Annotated in this window: 15 protein-coding genes and 1 pseudogene; 7 read left to right on the plus strand and 9 right to left on the minus strand. The window is 71.7% G+C overall.

Translation table 11 applies throughout. The features are described from left to right. Positions 1-240 precede the first annotated feature (240 nt). Complete coding sequence (locus PZB75_RS00705) at positions 241-1,470, minus strand: aromatic acid exporter family protein (protein WP_275533306.1); 1,230 nt, start codon at positions 1,468-1,470, stop codon at positions 241-243. Between the two features lie 154 nt (positions 1,471-1,624). Here PZB75_RS00705 and PZB75_RS00710 point away from each other — a divergent pair, with 154 nt between their 5' ends. After that, complete coding sequence (locus PZB75_RS00710) at positions 1,625-2,248, plus strand: DUF6629 family protein (RefSeq protein ID WP_275533307.1); 624 nt, start codon at positions 1,625-1,627, stop codon at positions 2,246-2,248. Positions 2,249-2,550: 302 nt separating this feature from the next. Beyond that, positions 2,551-2,976 (plus strand): ATP-binding protein, encoded by a 426-nt coding sequence (locus tag PZB75_RS00715; protein ID WP_275533308.1) that lies wholly within the window; start codon positions 2,551-2,553, stop codon positions 2,974-2,976. A gap of 450 nt (positions 2,977-3,426) precedes the next feature. On the opposite strand, the gene PZB75_RS00720 is transcribed toward PZB75_RS00715, so the two are convergent. Then, on the minus strand, positions 3,427-4,101 hold the full coding sequence (locus tag PZB75_RS00720) for an HAD family hydrolase (protein ID WP_275533309.1): 675 nt from the start codon (positions 4,099-4,101) through the stop codon (positions 3,427-3,429). 270 nt (positions 4,102-4,371) lie between these two features. Between PZB75_RS00720 and PZB75_RS00725 the strand changes: the two genes are divergently transcribed. Next, a complete protein-coding gene (locus PZB75_RS00725) occupies positions 4,372-4,941 on the plus strand; it encodes a type 1 glutamine amidotransferase domain-containing protein (protein ID WP_275533310.1) in 570 nt (189 codons plus the stop codon). 44 nt (positions 4,942-4,985) lie between these two features. On the opposite strand, the gene PZB75_RS00730 is transcribed toward PZB75_RS00725, so the two are convergent. Together PZB75_RS00730 and PZB75_RS00735 are read right to left on the minus strand one after the other, a co-directional pair. Further along, positions 4,986-7,061, minus strand: coding sequence for a CocE/NonD family hydrolase (locus PZB75_RS00730; RefSeq protein WP_275533311.1), 2,076 nt, complete (start codon positions 7,059-7,061; stop codon positions 4,986-4,988). 76 nt (positions 7,062-7,137) lie between these two features. After that, positions 7,138-8,451 (minus strand): ATP-grasp domain-containing protein, encoded by a 1,314-nt coding sequence (locus PZB75_RS00735; RefSeq protein WP_275533312.1) that lies wholly within the window; start codon positions 8,449-8,451, stop codon positions 7,138-7,140. 345 nt (positions 8,452-8,796) lie between these two features. On the opposite strand from PZB75_RS00735, the gene PZB75_RS00740 reads away from it, so the two are divergent. Then, positions 8,797-9,933, plus strand: coding sequence for a serine/threonine-protein kinase (locus PZB75_RS00740; RefSeq protein WP_275538529.1), 1,137 nt, complete (start codon positions 8,797-8,799; stop codon positions 9,931-9,933). 384 nt (positions 9,934-10,317) lie between these two features. On the opposite strand, the gene PZB75_RS00745 is transcribed toward PZB75_RS00740, so the two are convergent. Continuing rightward, positions 10,318-10,833, minus strand: coding sequence for a lytic polysaccharide monooxygenase auxiliary activity family 9 protein (locus PZB75_RS00745; RefSeq protein ID WP_275533313.1), 516 nt, complete (start codon positions 10,831-10,833; stop codon positions 10,318-10,320). A gap of 224 nt (positions 10,834-11,057) precedes the next feature. Next, positions 11,058-11,183, minus strand: a pseudogene (locus PZB75_RS00750) (DUF664 domain-containing protein); the annotation flags it as partial. Positions 11,184-11,518: 335 nt separating this feature from the next. Between PZB75_RS00750 and PZB75_RS00755 the strand changes: the two are divergent. Further along, positions 11,519-12,124, plus strand: coding sequence for a DUF1275 family protein (locus tag PZB75_RS00755; protein ID WP_275538530.1), 606 nt, complete (start codon positions 11,519-11,521; stop codon positions 12,122-12,124). Positions 12,125-12,633: 509 nt separating this feature from the next. Here PZB75_RS00755 and rpmG read toward each other — a convergent pair. Beyond that, complete coding sequence (rpmG, locus tag PZB75_RS00760; RefSeq protein ID WP_275533315.1) at positions 12,634-12,798, minus strand: 50S ribosomal protein L33; 165 nt, start codon at positions 12,796-12,798, stop codon at positions 12,634-12,636. Between the two features lie 398 nt (positions 12,799-13,196). Between rpmG and PZB75_RS00765 the strand changes: the two genes are divergently transcribed. Continuing rightward, on the plus strand, positions 13,197-14,639 hold the full coding sequence (locus tag PZB75_RS00765) for a SpoIIE family protein phosphatase (protein WP_275533316.1): 1,443 nt from the start codon (positions 13,197-13,199) through the stop codon (positions 14,637-14,639). 104 nt (positions 14,640-14,743) lie between these two features. Here the strand turns inward: PZB75_RS00765 and PZB75_RS00770 are convergent, their stop codons facing one another. After that, the gene (locus PZB75_RS00770) at positions 14,744-16,240 is read right to left on the minus strand and encodes a hypothetical protein (RefSeq protein ID WP_275533317.1); all 1,497 of its coding nucleotides are present in this window, start codon (positions 16,238-16,240) and stop codon (positions 14,744-14,746) included. 232 nt (positions 16,241-16,472) lie between these two features. Here PZB75_RS00770 and PZB75_RS00775 point away from each other — a divergent pair, with 232 nt between their 5' ends. Continuing rightward, positions 16,473-17,612, plus strand: a complete 1,140-nt coding sequence (locus tag PZB75_RS00775) for an aminoglycoside phosphotransferase family protein (RefSeq protein ID WP_275533318.1) — start codon at positions 16,473-16,475, stop codon at positions 17,610-17,612. Between the two features lie 87 nt (positions 17,613-17,699). Here the strand turns inward: PZB75_RS00775 and PZB75_RS00780 are convergent, their stop codons facing one another. Continuing rightward, positions 17,700-19,031, minus strand: coding sequence for a peptidoglycan recognition family protein (locus tag PZB75_RS00780; RefSeq protein WP_275533319.1), 1,332 nt, complete (start codon positions 19,029-19,031; stop codon positions 17,700-17,702). Between the last annotated feature and the right edge of the window lie 282 nt (positions 19,032-19,313).

A 19,313-nucleotide genomic window follows, 5' to 3' on the forward strand; every position in this document is an offset into this window, starting at 1 on the left:
TGATCGCGGTCGGCCCGCACGATGAGGGCCCCGGACCGGTGCCTGGGTTCCAGGGGTCCTCGCAACTCCCACCATCGCGGGTGTTGCGAGGACCGTGAGAACCCAAGGTGAGGTCCGGGGCCCTCACCGGTCCGCGACCGCGGCGGTGGGCGGTCGGTTCCCGCGGGGGCGGGTACCGGGCCGGCCTGTCCATGGGCGCGCGGTCGGCCGGACGAACAGGGTGACCCGTCCTCGTACGGTTCAGAATTCGACCGCGCGCCGGGCAGCGACCGCGCCACCGCGCAGCCGGCGGCCCAGGGCGAGCAGCCGCGGGTGGCGTTCGTGCAGTTCGGCCGAGCGGCGGTCCAGTTCCTTGCCCAGGCGCTCGGTGCGTTTGTCGATGTCGAGCTCGTCCAGGATGCGGTCCACCTCGGCGAGCAGGGCTCCGTGCAACTGCCACTGCCGTGGGTGTTCCTGAACTCCCGACAGGAGCATGTCCGCCACCCGGTCGCGGGTCGTGCGGCTGACTTCGAGGGCCTCGGCCAGCCGGGACTCGGCCTCTTCGGCGCTGGCGGCGACCGAGGTGGTGACCAGCAGTGAGTAGCTCTCGATGGCGCCGGCCATCTGCCCGAACAGTTCCCTGAGCGAGGCGGCCACGTCCTCGGGGAACAGCTCTTCGTCGGTGCGCGCCTTGGCGAGGTCGGTCATGGTGCGGGTCAGCACCCTCAGCACCACGGCACAGATCTCCAGGGTGTCGAGTCCGGTGCGCAGGACGACCCGGTACAGCAGCCCCTGCCGTACGCGCGGGTTGAGCCTCAGGCTCTCCTCCGCCTGCCGCAAGGACGCGTCGACCTCCACGATGTCGTGGTCCAGGCGCCGGGCCTTGTGCAGCCGGGCGGCCGCTTGGGGAGCGGGTACCAGCTCGCCCGTCTCGTCACCCATGGCCCGGAGCATCTCCCCCATCTCCCGGGCCAGCCTGTCGATCGAGGTACCGGCTGTCTGCACCCACACGGGGGGCGCGAACAGCAGATTGAACATCAGGCCCACACCCGCGCCGATCAGGGTCTCCAGCACCCGATCCCAGGCGGTGTCGGCCACCTGGGCCACCCCGAGCACCAGCATGGCGCTGATCGCCACCTCGGGCACGAACTCACTCACGCGCACCAGTCGTCCGACGATCAGCGCGGTGAAGATCGTCAGCCCGAGGCTCCACCAGGTCAGTCCGACCAGGGAGCTGAAGCCGATGGCGATGAGGACGCCGACGACGACGGCGTTCACCCTGCGGATTCCGGTGGTGAGGGTCGCGTAGAGGGTGACCTGCACGACGAGCAGGGCCGTGAGCGGGGCTGTCAGGGGGGCCGGCTGGGGAAGGGTCCACAGGGCGACGACATAGGCGATGACGGCGGCCGCCGTCGAGCGCAGGGTCTGTGCCGCCACGGGTTCGGTGGTCCGCCGGACGAGATTGATCATTGGCGCGGAGACTTCAGGCATTTTCTTCCCTTGCCCGATCGAGTGGCATCGCAGCCCTCTTCGGCCCGACAAGACCGCCGGACGGGCGAAGAGCGCCGGTGGCGCCGGGCGGGCGCCGGTAGCGTGGAGCGCGACGACGATCGATCCTCATGACATCGCGGGGCCGGGTGGCGCCATGTGCTGGAGTGCGACCGCCGACCTCGTGGCGGGCACCGGGGTCGCCGCGATCGGGGTGGCGTGTGTCGCCCGTCGGCACCGGGTCCGCGACCTGCCCCTCGCCTCGCTGCCCCTGCTTCTCGGCGCTCATCAGATCGTCGAGTCCCTGGTCTGGCGCGCGGGAGGGGGCGCGGGTCCCGCGACCGTCGCCTGGACGGTCATCGCGCTTCCGCTGCTGGCGTTGTGGGTGCCGCTGGGGGTGTGGTGCGCCGCGCCGCCGGGTGCCCGCCGACGGGTGCTGGTGCCCCTCGCCGCGGGCGCCGCGACGGCGGCGGTCCTCGGGTACGTTCTCGCCATGCGTCCCGTGACGGCCGAGGTCCGGGGCCACACCCTCGGCTACCTGGTCGACCTTCCCCAGGGCGGGCTGATCATCGCGGGATATCTGCTGGCGACCGTCGGTTCCCTGCTCTCGGCCACCGACCGATGGCTGCGGATGCTCGGTGTGCTGGCCGCTGTCGGCGCGGTGGTCTGCGTGGCGCTGTGGCGGCTGGAGTTCGTCTCGACCTGGTGCGCGTTCGCCGCGGTGTGCTCGGTCGTCCTGTTCGGCTGGGCGCGGCGGCGCCCGCCGGTCCCGCGGGTGTGAAACGGCGGCCCCTTCGCCGGGGCCGCTCGACGGGACGGTGCCGGCGGAGGCGGTGGGTCTTCGGACCGTCGGCCGGTGCCGGTTCTGCCGGGGTGGCCGGGCCACCGGCCACCGGAGACAAGACCGGGTGGGGTCCGGTGTGGCGTGCCGGGATTCGGGAAAACGGTGGCCGGCCGTCGGACGATGCGGCGCGATCCGGATTCTCTCCGGCTGAGGCCCGCCGAGGGACATTTGGTCATTTCAGGGCCCGTATCGCGGGTACAAGAAAATCACCAGGGAAAATACTCGACGGGGTGAAACGCATGAACAACCGCATTCCCATGGCCGAGGCGTCCGGCTCGTTCAACGGAGAGACGCACGCGGAGTTCGTCTGCCGGCCCCGCTGGGCGGCGGAGGCGCGTGACGCCGTCGCCACCTTCGTGGCACGGCTGCACCCCGCTCTGCCGACGCAGACCGTGCAGAACCTGTTGCTGCTCGTCTCCGAACTCGTCACCAACGCTCTTCGCCACGCGGGGTCGGTTTCGGCGCTGCGGCTGACGGCGGACCGTGCCGGTGTCAGCGTGCACGTCGCCGATCCCAGCCCGGCCCGGCCCACGAGCCGTACCCCCGACATGACCGGGCAGTGCGGCGGCTTCGGCTGGCCGATGGTCCAGCGGCTGGCCCGTGACGTGAGCGTGCGTGCCGGGGCGGGCGGCGGCAAGGTCATTCTCGCGACCCTTCCCCGCTGACCTCCCGGCGGCCCGGAGACGCCGCGCCGGTTCCCGACGGGAGCCGGCGCGGACCCATGTCCGGGCGCGGGCGCGCCGGGCCACGCCTTCCGTATCACCGGACAGGAATACGACCGGCTCGGTGGGAACAGGGCCCAAGAGCTGTCCCACGATCCCTGGTGGGCGTGCGACGACAGCTACGGCGCCTCGCGGCGTTGTCGAAACGTCCCCATACGTCCAGTACGCGGACGCCCTTCCGCCTTGCGAGGCACCGCGTCCGACGCCGCGCGCTGATCCACCACGGATCGCGGGACAGCCCTCAGGACGGGAAATGGCTCCCCTTCGGCGTCCGTGTTCACGCATTCGGTCCATCGGCCGGAAACACGACTTCCGCCTGTTCCCACGTTCCCGGTCCGGGGAGCCGGCCCTGGTTCCGGCGTCGCGTTTCCGGACCGCCGATCCGGCCGTGTTTCAGCCATCGCGCCGTGCGGAGCCGAACAGGGACTCGTCGAGCCGGGCGAGCAGGTCCGCCGGATCACGGTAGATCTCGGCCGCCCCCGCGTTCTCCAGGTCCGCCCTCGGGATTCCTCCGGACAGCAGACCGATGACGGGGACGCCGGCACGGGTCGCCGCCTCCATGTCCCACACGGAGTCACCGACGTACACGCTGTCCTCGCGGGTCGCGCCCGCGAGTCTCCTGGCTCGCTCGACCGGCTCCGGGGCGGGTTTCCCCTCGTCCACGTCCTCCGCGCCGGCCGTGTCCGCGATGACGTCGTCGGCGTCCAGCGCCTTTCTCAGCGCGTCGAGTTCCGGCCCCGATGCGGATGTCGCGAGAACGACGGTCCAGCCGCGGGCGGCGAGCGTGCGCAGCAGATCTCCCGCGGCGTCCAGGGCGGGCAGCCGCTCGAAGTACTGCCCGTACAGCACCTTGTGCGCGGTGCTGATCGCCGCGCCCTCCTCGTGGTCCCTGCCGGTGCCGAGGAGGTGGTCCATCAGGTCGTCCGAGCCCAGTCCGACGGCGTGGTGGACGGCCTGCATGGGTACGTCGTGCCCGGCCTGCCGGAACGCCTCCCACCAGGCGGTGACGTGCAGGTAGTTGGTGTCCACCAGCGTCCCGTCCACATCGAACAGCGCTGCACGTGCCATGGTCGTGTCCTCCGGAGTGGGATTCGGCCGGCCCGGGGGCTCCGGGGCCGGTACCGGTTCGGATCTGTCTTCTCGTTCTGGATCGCCGCTTCGGCCACGGTCGTGCGGGCACGCGTCCGCCCCTCGCCCAGCGTAGGCCGGGTGGCCGCTCCCGGCCCGACGGCGCGGGCAGCGGCCGTCGGCTGCCGCGTCTGCGCGTGAGCGATGGCCGGTCTACGTTGGACGGGGGGAGTTCCATCGGAAGCGCACCTCGGGCTGAGAGGACAGACCATGGCTGACAGCGCGCTCGACGGCCGTCGGGTTCTGGCGATCGTGACGAACTACGGCGTCGAACAGGACGAGCTGCTGGTACCGGTGCGGCATCTGCGCGAGCGGGGCGCCGAGGTGGACGTGGCGGCCGTTTCGACGGACCCGGTCCGGACACTCGTCGGCGACAAGGACCCCGGCGAGACGGTGACACCGACGATCGCCCTCGCGGACGTGGACGCCTCCGCCTACGACCTGCTGCTGGTGCCGGGCGGCACGCTCAACGCCGACTCGCTGCGCCTGGAGGCCAGGACGCCGGAGATCGTCCGCTCGTTCACATCGTCCGGGCGTCCGGTGGCGGCGATCTGCCACGGACCGTGGGCGCTCGTCGAGGCGGACGTCGTCACCGGCAAGACGCTCACCTCCTACGCCTCGCTGCGGACGGACATCCGCAACGCCGGGGCTGACTGGGTGGACAGGCCGGTCGTCACCGATGACTCCGGCGGGTGGGTCCTGGTCACCTCGCGGACCCCCGACGACCTGGAGGACTTCCTCCGCGAGGTCGACACGGCGCTGGGGACGCCGGTCGGCTGACCGCCCCGGGCGGCCCGCCACCGGGCGGCCCGGGGCCCGGACGCTCAGGGCCCCGGGTCGCCCGGTGGGGTCGTGTCCCGGGGCACACTCTCGTTCCAGGTACGGGAGAAGACCCTGCGTTCGCCCTCGTAGCCGTCGAGTGTCGCGTCGACGTGGAACTCCTCCTCGTCGCAGGTGAGCACCGTGCGGGTGATCACCTTGACGTCCCAGTCGTCACGCCGGAACCGCATGGTCCAGGTGGATTCCCCGCTCACCGAGCTGAAATCCTCCGCGACCGACGCGTACCGTTCGTATGCCCTGCGGCCCACCTCGATGCCGGGGTCCTCGAAGCGCGTCATGCCCTGGTCCTTGACGATCTCCAGCTGGGACCGGTAGCCGACGAGATCGCGGGTGACGTCCCAGCGCTGCTCGGGTTCGGTGAGCCGGGTGACCCGGGCCGGGGCGGTGCCCTCCGGGGCGCCGAAGGGGCTGCCGGACATCTCGTCCGGCTCCTGTGTGGGCCGGACCGGCAGGGTGAGGGCGCAGCCGTCCTCGTACACGCTGAGCAGCACGGGCCTGGGCGTCGGCCAGACGAGCGGCCAGTACGAGGTGGAGAGCGACAGGCGGATGCGGTGACCGGGCGGGAATGCCTGCGCGACACCGTTGAGGTGGACGGTCGCCCGGTAGCGGTGGCCGGGTTCGACCGGTTCCGGGTCGCCGTTTCGGTGGGCGAGGTCGAGGACGCCGTAGGTGACGCGGGTGGCGCTTCCGTCCGGCGCCACGTCCGAGAGCCGCACCGCGATCTGCGCGGCCGGTTCGGAGGCCGACACCTCCAGCTCGACCGAGGGGGAGCCGAGGATCTCCACCCGTTCGGTGAGGACCTCCGTGTCGAAAACGAGCGAACCGCCGTCCTCCTCGCGCTGGTCGTACGGCAGGTCGGGCGGAGCGTTGTACGAGGCCCACTTCCCGGCGAACTGCCCGACCGAGAGCGGCGACCGCAGGGTCAGCACCCGCCCTTCCCCGGCGTCCGTCCGGGCCGGGCCGGCGGATCGCCCCTCCGGGTCCGCGGGACGGACGATGTGCCGGTCGTGCAGCGGGTGGACGACCTCCTGGACGTGCGGCGAGGGCCAGCTCGGTTCCCCCACCCAGCGTCCGGGCCGCTCCTCGTACGCGGTGGAGGGCGGCACGCTCTCCTGCATCCAGGTCTGGAGCATGGGGCCGTCCATCACGCCGTTGTCGACGCCCTTGAGCCAGTGGTCCCACCAGCGGACGACCTCCTGCAGGTATCCGATGGCGGGGCCGGGCTCGCCGAGGTGGGGCAGTTTGTGCGACCAGGGGCCGATGAGGCCCTTGCGCGGCACGTCCACGTTCGCGAGCAGCCTCGTCACCGCGTTGGAGTAACCGTCGGCCCAGCCGCTGGAGGCGAGGACCGGGCAGCGCAGCGCCCCGTAGTCCTCGCAGACCGACGCGTGCCGCCAGTAGGAGTCGCGGTGCTGGTGGCGCAGCCATTCGAGGACCCAGGGCCGGGTGTTCTCCAGCCGTTCGTGCCACATCTCGCGCCATCGTCCGCCGACCACCGCGGGGTCGGGCGGACAGGTCGCGTACGCGAACATCGTGCCGGCTTCCGCGAGGTTGTCCGACAGCATCGCGCCGCCCATGTAGTGCATGTCGTCGGCGTACCGGTCGTCGGTGAACGAGGCGATGACGACGGCCCGCAGGCTGGGCGGGCGGCGGGCGGCCACCTGGAGAGCGGCGAATCCGCCCCAGGAGATGCCGATCATGCCGGTGCTGCCGTCGCACCAGGGCTGGTCGGCGAGCCAGGCGAGGACCTCCTCGGCGTCGCGCTGTTCCTGTTCGAGGTACTCGTCCCGCAGGACGCCCTCGGATTCCCCGGTGCCGCGCAGATCGACCCGTACGCAGGCGTAGCCGTGTCCCGCCATGTACGGATGGCTGATCGCGTCACGTACGGAGGTCAGGTCGCGTTTGCGGTAGGGGATGTACTCCAGCACCGCCGGAACCGGCTCGTGGTCGGACGACGTGGGCCGCCAGATACGGGCGGACAACTGGACGCCGTCCGGCATGGGGATGGTGACGTGGTTCTCTTCCTTCGTCACGTACGGCAACTGGTCCACGATACGCATGCCGATGGGTGCTCCTTCCCGGTGGTGCGGATGGGGCGGGCGGGCCGCGGTCCGTCGCCGGCCGCGCGGGGCCGGCTCACGCCGTCTTCTGGTGGCGGTCACCCGGTTCGGTGTCGCGGAAGGTGAAGTCGAGCGCCGCCACGCACCGGTCGTACTTCTCGCGCATGTCCTCCTCACTGTCGCCTCCGGTGAAGATGTGCGCCAGTTCGAAGCTGTAGCTGTCCTGTCCGGGGATCTCGGAGAGCCGCTGTCCCTCGGCGGGGACGATGTCGATCCGCACCCCGGGTATCGTCCGCTCGATCTCGGCGATCTCGTCCGGGCTGGGGACGCGGTGCGCGGAGGCGTCGCCGAACCAGCGGTAGTACCACTTGGCGGCCGTCCGGTAGCGGCCCTTGCCGCCGGGCACGGCCGGGTCCTCGCCGAGGGCCAGCCGGAGCATGCGGTGGTGGTTGGGCACCCCGTCCACGTACTGGAACATCTCGGCGTGCGACTGCGAGTGGCGCGGGTTGATCTCCAGCAGGTTGATGCTGTCCGTGCCGGGGTCGTAGAAGAACTCGATGCTGAAGGTGGCGTGGTCCATGCCGATCTGCCGCATGGTCCGTTCGCTGATGTCACGCAGCCGGCGGATCACCGGGTCGGGCAGGGTGCTGGGGTACTGGTGGCGCAGGAAGCACGGGGAGTCGGGGTAGTTGATCGAGTCGAGGACGCCGTAGACGGTGACCTCGCCGTCGAGCGTGTATCCCTCGACGGCGACCTGGATTCCGGTCAGGGCCTCTTCCGCCAGGCACACCTGCCCGCCGACGCCCGCCATCTCCGGGGGCAGCTCCATGCGGTCGAGGATGTACTCGAAGGGGCGGCCGACCCGGGAGATCCCGGCGCGTATGTCGTCCACCGCGGTACGGAACTCTGCCATGTCCTTGACCCCGTAGGCCAGTTCGGAGGAGTAGGAGAGGGCCGGCTTCAGCCACATCGGGAATCGGACGCCCTCGGGCGGCCGCGGGTCGTCGCTGTCGAGGTCGACCATGCCGAAGCGCGGGTGCTCCTCGATGACCTTCCGCTGTTCCAGCCGGCTCCAGTACTTGTGCTCGCACTTGACGACGGACTCAAGGCTGGTGCTGCGGGTGCCGTAGTGCTCGCTGAGGAGCGGTACGAGCGTGCTGACCGGGAAGTCCCAGTAACCGACGATGGCGTCGATGCTTCCCTCGTGCGCGTCGAGCACCTTGTGCGCCTCGGTGAGCAGGTCCGCGACGGACACCTCGCCCTGCTGCAGCTGGTCGATGGTGAGCAGTCGGTGGAACCGGTAGCTGTCGGCGTCCGGCACGGCCGTGAGGGTGGGGAGGTTCGCCTCGTCGAGACCGACGACGAAGATGTTCTTCCGCTTCTGCGGCACGGCGGGGCCCTTCGTTCGGGGGATGGGGTTCCACGCCGGGTACCCGGCACGGTCCGGGCCAATCCGTTCCGCCGCCGGCCGGCGTCCGGCGCGCGTGTTCCGCGGGGGCCCTCCCGGGTACGGCGGGGCACCGGTGAAGTGGCCGGTCACGGGCGGGGGCGGTGGCTTGTCCGTACCGTGGACGGGTCCGCGGACAGATACTCTGGTCGCGCCGCGGGCTCCTGTCCGTCCCGTACCCGATGAGGTCGCCTTCGCGGCTGTCGAGGTGGCCCACAGTTGGAGATTGGTGCACAGGTGCTGGTAGCTGGTCGGTACCGATTGATGTCCCCCATCGGCCGTGGCGGCATGGGGGAGGTATGGCGTGCCACGGACGAGGTCCTCGGCCGTGCGGTGGCCGTGAAGCTGCTCCTGGGGGACCGGGCCGATGCCTCGGCGACCGCGCGGTTCCGGCTGGAGGCGCAGACGGCGGCCCGGCTGAGCCACCCGCATCTGGTCGCGGTCTTCGACTTCGGGGCTTGGGAGGATCGTTTCTTCCTCGTCATGGAGCTGGTCGAGGGGGTGAGCCTCGGCGGACTGCTCGACACCGAGCGGCGGCTGAGCCCCGAACGGGTGGCGCGGATGGCCGGTGAGGCCGCCGCCGGTCTGGCCGCCGCGCACCGGCAGGGCGTCGTCCACCGCGACATCAAGCCCGGCAACCTGATGCTCGACGCCGAGGGGTCGGTGAAGATCGGCGACTTCGGCATCGCCCAGTTCGTCGACGACCCGTCCGCCGCCCTGACGGGAACCGGCCAGATCGTCGGTACGAGCCTCTATCTGGCGCCGGAGCGGGCGCTGGGCCGTACGGCCGGGGCCGCGTCCGACATGTACTCCCTCGGCTGCGTGATCTACCAACTGCTCCTGGGAGAGCCGCCGTTCAAATCGGACACCGCGACCGGGACCCTCTACCAGCATGTGGACGCGGCTCCGGTTCCGCTGCGTCAGCGGGGCGTGGACGTCCCCGCCGCCTTCGACGCGTATCTGCTGGGGCTGCTCGCGAAGCAGCCGGAGGAACGTCCCGGCGCGCAACAGGTGGCCGACTGGTTCCGCACGGACGCCTGGCGCGGACATCCGGAACCACTGCCCCGGCACGTTCCTCCGTCCGTACCTTCCGCCTCCGCCCCCTCCCCCGCCCTCACGCCGGCGTCCCGCGCCGCCGCGCCCTCCACGACGACCTACCGGCTGCCACAGGCCACGGGGCGAAGACGGGCACCCGCCTCCGGGCGGGCCAGGCCCGCGGCGCGGCGCGGCGGTGCCCGGGAGGTCATCAGGCGCCGGCCCAGGGTGGCGAGTGCCGTCGCAGGGACGGCCGCGTTCCTGGCGGCGGTGTACCTCGGGATGACGCTGTTCGCCCCGGATTCCAGCTCGGCCGGCACTCCGGACAACGGTCCGGGGCCGTCGGCGGGCGTGGAATCGGTGCGGCCGCCGGACTCGGACCAGCGGTAGCGCGGGTCGCGCGCCCGGTGGGCGGGGCGAGGGACTGGGCGGCGCCCGGGATGTCCGGCTCCCACGGAACCGTCCCACCCACCGGCCGCGCGCTCTCCCCGGTGAACGTGAGGAGGGCGAGCGGCGTCCGGGCCGTCACACGGTGGGCGTGGCCACGGATCTCCGGGCGGTCCGCCGGTACGGGCGAGTCGCGGATCGCCCGGCAGCCGCCGGTACGGGAAGGCCGCGGATCTCCGCGACCGTCCGGGAACCGGACCGGTCCGCTTCGGCTGCCGCCGCGCCGACACCCACGTGTGTCCGCGCACGCGCAGGGGCGCCCCGACCGGACGGACCGGCCGGGGCGCCCCAGGACTGATCGAGGATGATCAGGCAGTCGGGCTCACGTCAGCTGACGTTGACGTCGACGCAGGCGTAGAACGCGTTGGGGGTGTCGGCGATGTTCCAGACGGCGAGCACCTTCTGCTTGCCCTTCAGCCCACCGAAGTTGACCTGGTGGCTGACGGTCGCGCCGGGCTGGGCGCCCTTGTCGTTGAACTCGGCGATCTTCCGGCCGCCGGCGTAGTACTGCCAGGTGCTGGTGGCGTGCCGGGCGGTCAGGGTCCACTTGAACGCCGTGGTGCTGCTGACCGGGGTGACCTTCCACCCCTTGGAGTCGTTGTCGAGGTCGGCGAAGGCGCTGTTGCCGCCACTGCAGCTCATGAGCCCCTTGGGGCCTTCCACGCTCTGCGGTTCGTACTTGATGGAGCCGCACTGGACGGTTCCGGCCGCACACTGCGCCTGCCTGCTCGGCGGCGAGTTGATGTACCCGTGGGCACTCGCCGACGCCGCGGGAAGGGTCAGGGCGAGGACCGGGGCGAGTACGGCGCCGAAGGCGACGGCGGTCTTCCTCTTTGCGTTCATGCTTCTCCTTCACAGGAGGCCTTCCGCGTGCCGACAGGCCGTGGGAGCCAGTCCGCCGCGAGCCGGCCTCTCGAGTGTGGGGCCAAGAGGCGCGAAGGGCGCGACAGGGTAAGCAGCCGAATTTCCCCTGGCTCACGGGGAGTTCGGTGCTGCCCTGTACTTGGACTAGACCATACCGATGGACGCGTGCACGTCAAGTACATCCCGGCGGGGAGGACGCGAACTCAGCCGCCCGTGACACCGTCCAGACGCTCGCGCAGGAGGTCGGCGTGCCCGACATGGCGGGCGTACTCCGCGATCATGTGGAGGTAGACCATCCGCAGCGAGTAGACGTCGTCGCGGTGGGTGAAGGCGTACGGGCGGGTTCAGGAGCTGTCCAAGTCATACGATCATCATGCCCGCCGGGGGTGGGAGGCGTGATCGTATATCCATCGGCGACATCACGCCTCAACGACCGGTCCGCCGCGGCGGATTGCGCCGATGATCCGAACCATGGACCTCCGGGGCCACTGTTCGGCCGGGGCGCCACGCCGCCCCGGCCGCGAGGCGCCACGGAAGGCGGACAGGCACCGAGAATGCGGGCGTGCCTCCTTCCTCCGCCTCGACACCACCCTCCGACGCGTCGGCCTCCGGGCCGAAGACCACGGCCGCCGCGCGCGAACGGCGCGGCGAGTGGGTGCTGTGGCTGCTGTCGGCGACGTCCGGCGCCGTGGACGCGTTCGTCTTCCTCTGCGTGGGGCACGTCTTCGCCGGGGTGATGACCGGAAACCTGGTCCTGCTCGGCGCCTCGGCCGCGGGCGCGGGAGAGGACGGGGTGGCGTGGCGCGCCACCACGGCGCTGGTGGCGTACGGGGGCGGGGCCGCCCTCGGGGCGTGGCTGGCCGAGGCCCGCCGGCTGCCTGCGCCGGTCACGCTGCTGATCGAGGCGGTACTGCTCGCGGGCGCGGCGGCGCTGTGGGGTCCGGGCCTGATCGTCTCGGACGGCGACCGGCTGGGACTGCTGTCGATCACGGCTCTGGCGATGGGCATCCAGGGGCGGGTGCGGGTGACACCCACCAACTACTTCACCGGCACGCTCACGGCCCTCATCGCCCGGGCGGCGCTGCGGGCACCTCGCCCGGGGGACGGCTGGGCGATCGGCAGGGTCGTCGGCGTCGTGGCGGGTGCCGGGGCGACCGCGCTGACCGTCCGGTTCTGGCCAGGTGCCGCGGCCGCGGTCGGGGCGGTGCTCGCGGTATGCGCGCTGCTCCTGGAGACCGCGCCGGGAGGACGGCGCGGTCGGAAGCCGTGACCTCCACCTCCGCGGCCGAGCGCGGTCCCCTGAATCCCTGACGGCCGGCTGACTGATGGATCGGCGCGTGGCGTCGGACGGGGTGCGCGCGGGGAGACGCCCGCCCGCCGGACGGGTGCGGGCGTTCCGGCGACACGGCGAGGCGCGTCGCGGCCGTCGCCGTACGCCCGCCGGGGATCACGGGACGGACGGCCTGCGGCACACGGCCGGGCAGAGAGAAGCCCCGGCCGGATCGGGGGAATCCGGCCGGGGCGGCCTGAGGGTGGGAGTGAAGGGTGGTCGCCTCTCGGCGAGGGGCTCCATGGGGCTTCAGCCGAACGATCTTCCCCATGGGCGATAACTGAGGCCCGGGGACACTGTCCCCTCCACGCCCACATATAGATGAACGATAAACCACGCGGCACTGTTCCCCGCCCGTGACGGCTCGGGTGTGATTCAGGACACGGGTCCGCGCGTCCGTGCCGCACGCCCCGCCGGGCGGCGTCAGGCGCCGCCCGGCGGTCGGGCCCTCAGCGCTCCTCGCGGAAGAGGACGTGCCGGCCGGCGGCCGGGTCGTACTTGCGCAGGACCAGACGGTCCGGGTCGTTCCGGCGGTTCTTTCGCGTCACATAGCTGTGGCCCGATCCGGCGACCGAGCGGAGCGTGATGACGGGACGGATCTCACTGCGTGCCATGGGCGCCTCCAGACGTCTGCACCGACCCCCTCCCGCACGGGGACGGGTGTCGTTGTCGTGACCGGTTCAACGGATGGCGGGCGTGCCGCATTCCCGGCGATGGCCGAATCCGATCGGCATCCCTGGCGAATATGCCCCGGGTACCCGGTGGTGCGCCGCGCGAGAACCGCGCACGCGGGCGCGTGGACCGCCGAAAGCGCCGGGTGACTTGCATCAATGCCCGCCGGACGCAAGGCTGTTCGAAGCAAGGGGTGTCCCACGCGGCCTGCGGCATATGCCCTGCGCAACTACGCGTCGAGTGTTGCCAAACGCCTTACGGGCCTCCTCCGCCTGTGTCACAGTCGTCATCGGCCCCACCCTTCAGACCTGGTAGTGCCGCGCCTGTATCGGAGTACGAGATGTCGTCCCATCCGTTCGCGGACCACCCCGCCCCGCAACCGCCCGAACACGATGTCGTCGCCACCGTTGACGCCTTGATCGACCGCACCCGGCGACTGCGCGGAGACATGGACGCCGTGCGGCGGGACACCGCTGTGATCGATGAGGACGACCCGCGGCTGCGCTGGCAACGGGCGCTCTGCGACCTGGCCGTCAGCCACCTCGACGACCTCGGTTCCCATCTGGGGCAGCTCAAGGAGGGCCTGCCCCCGGAGGACGGACGGGAGGAACCGCCGGAAGGCGCCTCCGGGAGCGTCACCGCGCCACCGCGCGGCTCGCTCCTCAGCAGGGTGGGCAGCGCCGAGTGGAACCTGCTGACCGACGAGGTCACCTGGTCGGCGGAGCTGTACGAGATCTTCGGCCGCGGCGTCGAGGCGGGCCCGCTGTCACTGGACGACCTCCCGTCCACACTCCTTCCGGAGGACCAGCCGCTGCTCACCTCGATGGTCACGGACTGCCTGGTGGACGGGAGGCCGATGGACGGGGAGTTCCGCATCCGTCACGCCGACGGCCGGACACGCACTCTGCACATGATGGGCGAGCCCGTCCTCGACCCGGACGGCTGCACGGCGTCCATGTGGGCGGTCCTGCGGGACGTCAGCGAACTGCGGCGCAGCCAGCGGGTGCTGGACGCCTCACGGGACTCGCTGGAGCGGGGCCACCGGAGGGCGCAGACCGAGCGGCGGATCGCGGTCGAGCTCCAGGAAGCCGTGCTCCCCCCCTGGCGCGGTTCACCGCGGCTGCGCGGCGGGGAGTCCGGCACACTGGACCTCGCCGCCCACTACCTGCCCTCCGAGTCGAGCGCGATGATCGGCGGCGACTGGTACGACGCGCTGGAGCTGCCCGACGGCAGAACGCTCCTCACGGTCGGTGATCTCACCGGCCACGGCATCTCCGCGACCTCGGCCATGGCGATGCTGCTGGGAGCCGTGCGCGGCATGGCGGTGGCGGGCATCGGGCCGGGCACGCTGATGGGACATCTGAACCAGCTGCTCGACGCGTCGGCCCAGCCGGCCCTGGGCAGCGCCCTGTGCTGCCGCTTCGATCCGGCGACCGGCACGCTCACCTGGTCGCAGGCGGGACACCCCGCGCCGCTGCTGTTCCGCAACGGGACGGGGCGGCCCCTGTCCGCCCCCGGCGGGGTGCTGCTGGGAGCGGGCTCCGGCGCGGCGTACGAGCAGGCCGAAGCGCGCCTGCTGCCCGGCGACGTGCTGGTGCTCCACACCGACGGACTGACACGCCGCAGCGACCGGAGCGTGGGCCCCGAGGCGCTGCTCGGCCTCGCCCCACGGTTCGCCCGGGCCCGTACGGCACAGGAGTGCCTGCGGACCGTCGTCGAGGAGTTCGGCGGCACCGGCCGCCTGGACGACGCGTGCGTACTGATCGCCCGGATCGGGGCGTGAAGAGGCGCCGAACGGCGGATCGCCCGCCGGTCACGTCGACGCCACATGCCGACGCCGTGCGGTGGTACGCCTGTACGAGGTGATGCCCCTGCGTCAGGGCCTGGTCAGACCTCCGCGCCCCCGGGCCGTGTGATCAAGGAGCTCTGCGGCAGGGAGAGCTTGATCTCCTCGCGCAGGTCCTCGATCTTGGCGTATCCGGCGAACTGACCGGTGAGCCGGTACATCTGGCGCAGCCGGTCCCAGGTGCGGTGCGAGGAGGTCTCCCCCATGGTGACGAGCGCGAGCCGCGCGTAGCGGTCCGCCTGCTCGGGATCGTCGGCGATGAAGCACGCCGAGGCGAGCGAGATGTAGTCGAAGATCTTGGAGCGCTGACGGCCGTTGGCCCGGAGTTCCAGCGCCTGCTTGGCGTGGCGTTGGGCGATGCCCGCCACCGAGGGATCGTGTTCGGCGAGCGTACGGAACGCCAGTGCCTGCATGCCGTGCATGTCCGCGTCGTCGAACATTTGCATCCAACTGGGCGGCGGGACGTCACCCTTGTCGGAGACGAAGAGTTCTTCGGCCCTGCCCAGGGTGCGGCGCATGGCCTGGCCCTTTCCCATGGACGCCTGCGCCCACGCCTCGATGGTGTGCAGCATCGCCTGGGTGCGCGGCAACGTCGTACTGCCGGACCCGGACTTGGCGAGCTTCATCAGATCGAGCGCGTCGTCGGGCCGGCCCAGATGGACCATCTGACGGGCCGCCCGGGAGAGCGCCTCGCCCGCGCGCGGCCGGTCGCCTCCCTCGCGCGCCGCGTGGGCGGCGATGACGAAGTACTTCTGGGCGGTGGGTTCGAGGCCGACGTCGTGGGACATCCACCCGGCGAGTACGGCGAGGTTTGCGGCGACGCCCCAGAGGCGGCGCTGGAGATGGTCGGGGTGGCGGTAGGCGAGCATTCCGCCCACCTCGTTGAGCTGGCCCACGACGGCCTTGCGCTGGAGTCCGCCGCCGCGTGAGGCGTCCCAGGCGCGGAACACCTCGACGGATCGTTCCAGCGCCTCGATCTCCTGCGATCCGATGGGGGCGGCCTCGTACCGGTCGAATCCGGCCGGGTCCGCGTGGACGGAGTCGCCGGTGTGGGGAGCGGCTGTGGTCAGGGAGGGGTCGGTGTGCAGCCAGTCGTGCATGGCACCGGTGAGTACGGAGCTGGCGGTGAGCGCGGCGCCCGCGCCCACCAAGCCGCGTCGGTTGAGCATGAGGTCCATTCCCGTGAATTCGGTGAGGACCGCCGCCGTCCGTTCGGGCGCCCACGGCATTCCGTCGGGATTCTGCTCCGCCCCGACATCCCGCCTCTTCCCCGCGCGCCCGCGTCGGCCGAACCCGAGGTCCTCGATGGTCACGACACGACCGAGCCGCTCGGTGAACAGGGCCGCCAGCACTTGGGGCACGGGATCACGGGGGGACTCCCCCATGTCGATCCAGCGCCTCACCCGCGAGGTGTCGGTCGCCAGCTGGGGGTGGCCCATGGCCGCCGCCTGCCGGTTCACCAGCCTCGCGAGTTCGCCCTTGGACCAGCCGGCAAGGCCGAACAGATCCGACAGACGGGTGTTGGGTTCTCCGGTCACGTCAAGCCCCCAGGTTCTCGGCTGTGTTGACAGTAACCCCCTGTCAGGGGCCCTGCGCCTATTCGCCAGGGTTCGCCAGGGTCCGCCAGATGGTCTGCCACCCGCGGGCCGGTGTCAGGTAGGAAAGCGCCACCCCGCCCGGCAGCCCTAGGTACTCCCCAGGGTGCCGAACGGCCGCCGGCCGGGGCTGGTGCACGCAACCTGTCGGCGCGCGAAGGGATCTGTCCCGTTCATGTACACAGCATCGTCCTCCGTGTCCGCCCCGCCCCGCCCGCTGCGTCCCCTGACGACGAGCGGCGGACCGTATCTCGACCCACGCGCCGGAGCATCGGCGGCCGGCGGTGGTCGGGCCCGGCGGCCGGCGGGGCCGGGTGCCCAACCGCTCAGCGGCAGACTCGATCTGTCCGGTCCGCAGGGCGCCCAGCTGAGGATGGCCATCGCCTCGGTGCACCGCATCTGTCCGGAGTTCAATCCGGTGCAGGTGCTGCGGCGCAGCGGGCGTTCGGTGCTGCTCGTCGGCTCGACCGGCCGGACAGCCGCGGTGGCCAAGTGCTTACTCGACCACTCCCCCGCCTGGTCGGAGCGGTTCCGGCACGAAATAGCCGCCTACCGTTCCTTCGTGCGGCACCGCCCGCCGGTCCGGGTGCCCCGGCTGATCGCCGCCGACCCCGACAACTGCACGCTGGTGATCGAGCGCATGCCGGGACGGGTGGCGGCGCTGACACGGCATCCGGCGGAGGCGCCGCCCCGCGCCGACCTGCTGGCGGTCCTGCGTGCGGTCAGCCGGGTCAACGAGTGGCGGCCGCCGTCCGGGCTGTTCGACGCGCCGCTGGACTACGCCTCGCGGATCGCCCGCTATCACGAGCTGGGTCTGTTCACCGACCGCGATCTGGGTGATCTCCAGAAGCTGGTGCACGGCCTGGCGCACGCGGGCGGACGGCAGGGCGGACGGGGGCAGTTCTGTCACGGTGACGCGCTGCTCTCCAACATCCTGCTGTCACCGACGGGGCCGGTCCTGGTCGACTGGGAACACGCCGGCTGGTACCTGCCGGGGTACGACCTGGCGACGCTGTGGACGGTGCTGGGCGACGCTCCCGGGGCGCGGCGGCAGATCAGCCAGCTCGCGCAGGCCAAGGGGCCCGCCGCCCGGGACGCGTTCCTGGTCAATCTGATGCTCGTCCTGACACGGGAGATCCGCAGGTACGAACTGGCCGTGCGCCGGACCGTACACGACGCCCCGCGCGCGGGCACCGGTCAGGAACGGCCGGGCGTGCTTCCGTCGGGCGAGGAGCAGCGGCTGCTGTTGCGCCGGCTGCACGACGACTGCGCGCTGGCCCGTGGGGCCGTGCGCGCGGCGGTCGGCACCCGCTGACCGCCGGCCGGTGCCGTACGGTACCGGCCGGCTCCCGGGGCCCTCGCGCCGACACCCGGGGAGCGTGGCGCGCCGCTCCCCGGGATCTCAGTGGGCGCGGACGATGTCGACGTCGGCCGCCTTCACGAAGGCGACGCGGTGGCCGATCTGGACCGTCACGTACTTCTGCCGGCCCGGGAAGTAGGTGTGGCCGTACGGGAGTGAGGCGTCGATGGTGGGGGCGTAGAAGTAGCCGGTGGGAGCCCTGCCGCCGCCCGGGTAGGACTGGCCGGCGCTGATCGTGTACGGGAGCGGACTGCCAGGTGCCGGGGCGGCGAAGCCCGCCGGGTACTCGGACTTCTCGGGGTACGCCACCCCGTACACCGGCACGTCGGTCCGGCCCGCCTTCGGCGTGACGACCAGGCCGGCGGTCGGGGTGGTGATCCGGGTGTGCGGCGGGGTGCGGAACCACGCCTTGCGCCCGTACCACCAGATCGCGGTCCAGCCTGGTGCGTGGTCCGCCACGACCGCCTGCTGGGTGGCGCTGATCTTGCTGCCCCAGTCGGCGGCGCAGTTCGTGCCGGGCGAGCCGTCGGTGTGCAGGCCGGGGTCGGGGAAGAGCGGCGCCCCGGTGGACGGTTCGGTGTACAGGGGGACGGCGCTGCTGCCCTGGACCGGCAGGTCGACGCCCTTCTCGCAGTCGCGGAACACCTGTCTGTTGCCGGTGAAGCCGGGATCGATCGTGACGAGTGCGCTGTTCTCCGGTGCGGTGGGTCCCGTGGGTCTGCCGAGCAGGGACATGAAGCGGTTCCAGTCCCAGTAGGGCCCCGGGTCCCAGTGCATGTTCCTGGTGCCGGCCGCGCTGGTGGGGGGTACGCCGTCGTGGCCGATGATGTGCTGCCGGTCGAGCGGGATGTCGTAGGTGGCGGCCAGGTGTCGCACGAGCTTCGCCGTCGAGCGGTACATCTCGGGGGTGTACCAGGTGGCGCCCGTGGTGGCGTAACCCTCCTGTTCGATGCCGATGGAGTGGGAGTTGACGTACCAGTTGCCCGCCTGCCAGGCGATGTCCTTGGTCTTCACCATCTGCGTGACATGGCCGTCGCGGGAACGCACCACGTAGTGGGCGGAGGTCTGCTTCAGCGGATTCCTGAAGATGTCCAGGGTGGTCGCGAAGTCCTCCTCGGTGTCGTGCAGGACGATGAACTTGATCGTCCCGTTGTGCGCGCGGTCCGCGATGTCGTAGTTGCCGTACGTCTCCTTGTCGTCCGGGGCGCCGATCTGCCGGTAGGCCGCCGGGACCCAGTCGCAGGCGAGGCCCCGGGGGCACTCGGGGCGTGTCCCGTCCGCGCCGGCGTGGGGGACGGGGGTGAGCAGGGTGAGGCCGAGTGCGCCGGTGGCGGTCAGGGCGAGTGCGAGACCGGTCCGCTGTCTGGAGGTCATGACAACCCTTTCTGGACTTCCTGAGGCCTGGCGCGAGGCGTCCGCGCGCATGGCGGCTGTGAGTGGGGGGTCCTGCCGGGCGGCTCTCGGCGCACACTCTGTGGTGCGGGGTGACGGGGCGTCAAGGGTTCGTGCCGGGCGTCCGGACGAGCCACCGGACCGGACCATTGGCGGGGCCCGCGACCTGCGGGCGAAAGTTCGGCGGCGCCGGGTGGCGACGGCCCGTTACCCGGGCTCTGCTCAGGTGGCGGGTGGGGAGGAAGTGCGCGGAACGGCACACCA

Source organism: Streptomyces sp. AM 4-1-1, assembly GCF_029167625.1.
Lineage (GTDB): Bacteria > Actinomycetota > Actinomycetes > Streptomycetales > Streptomycetaceae > Streptomyces.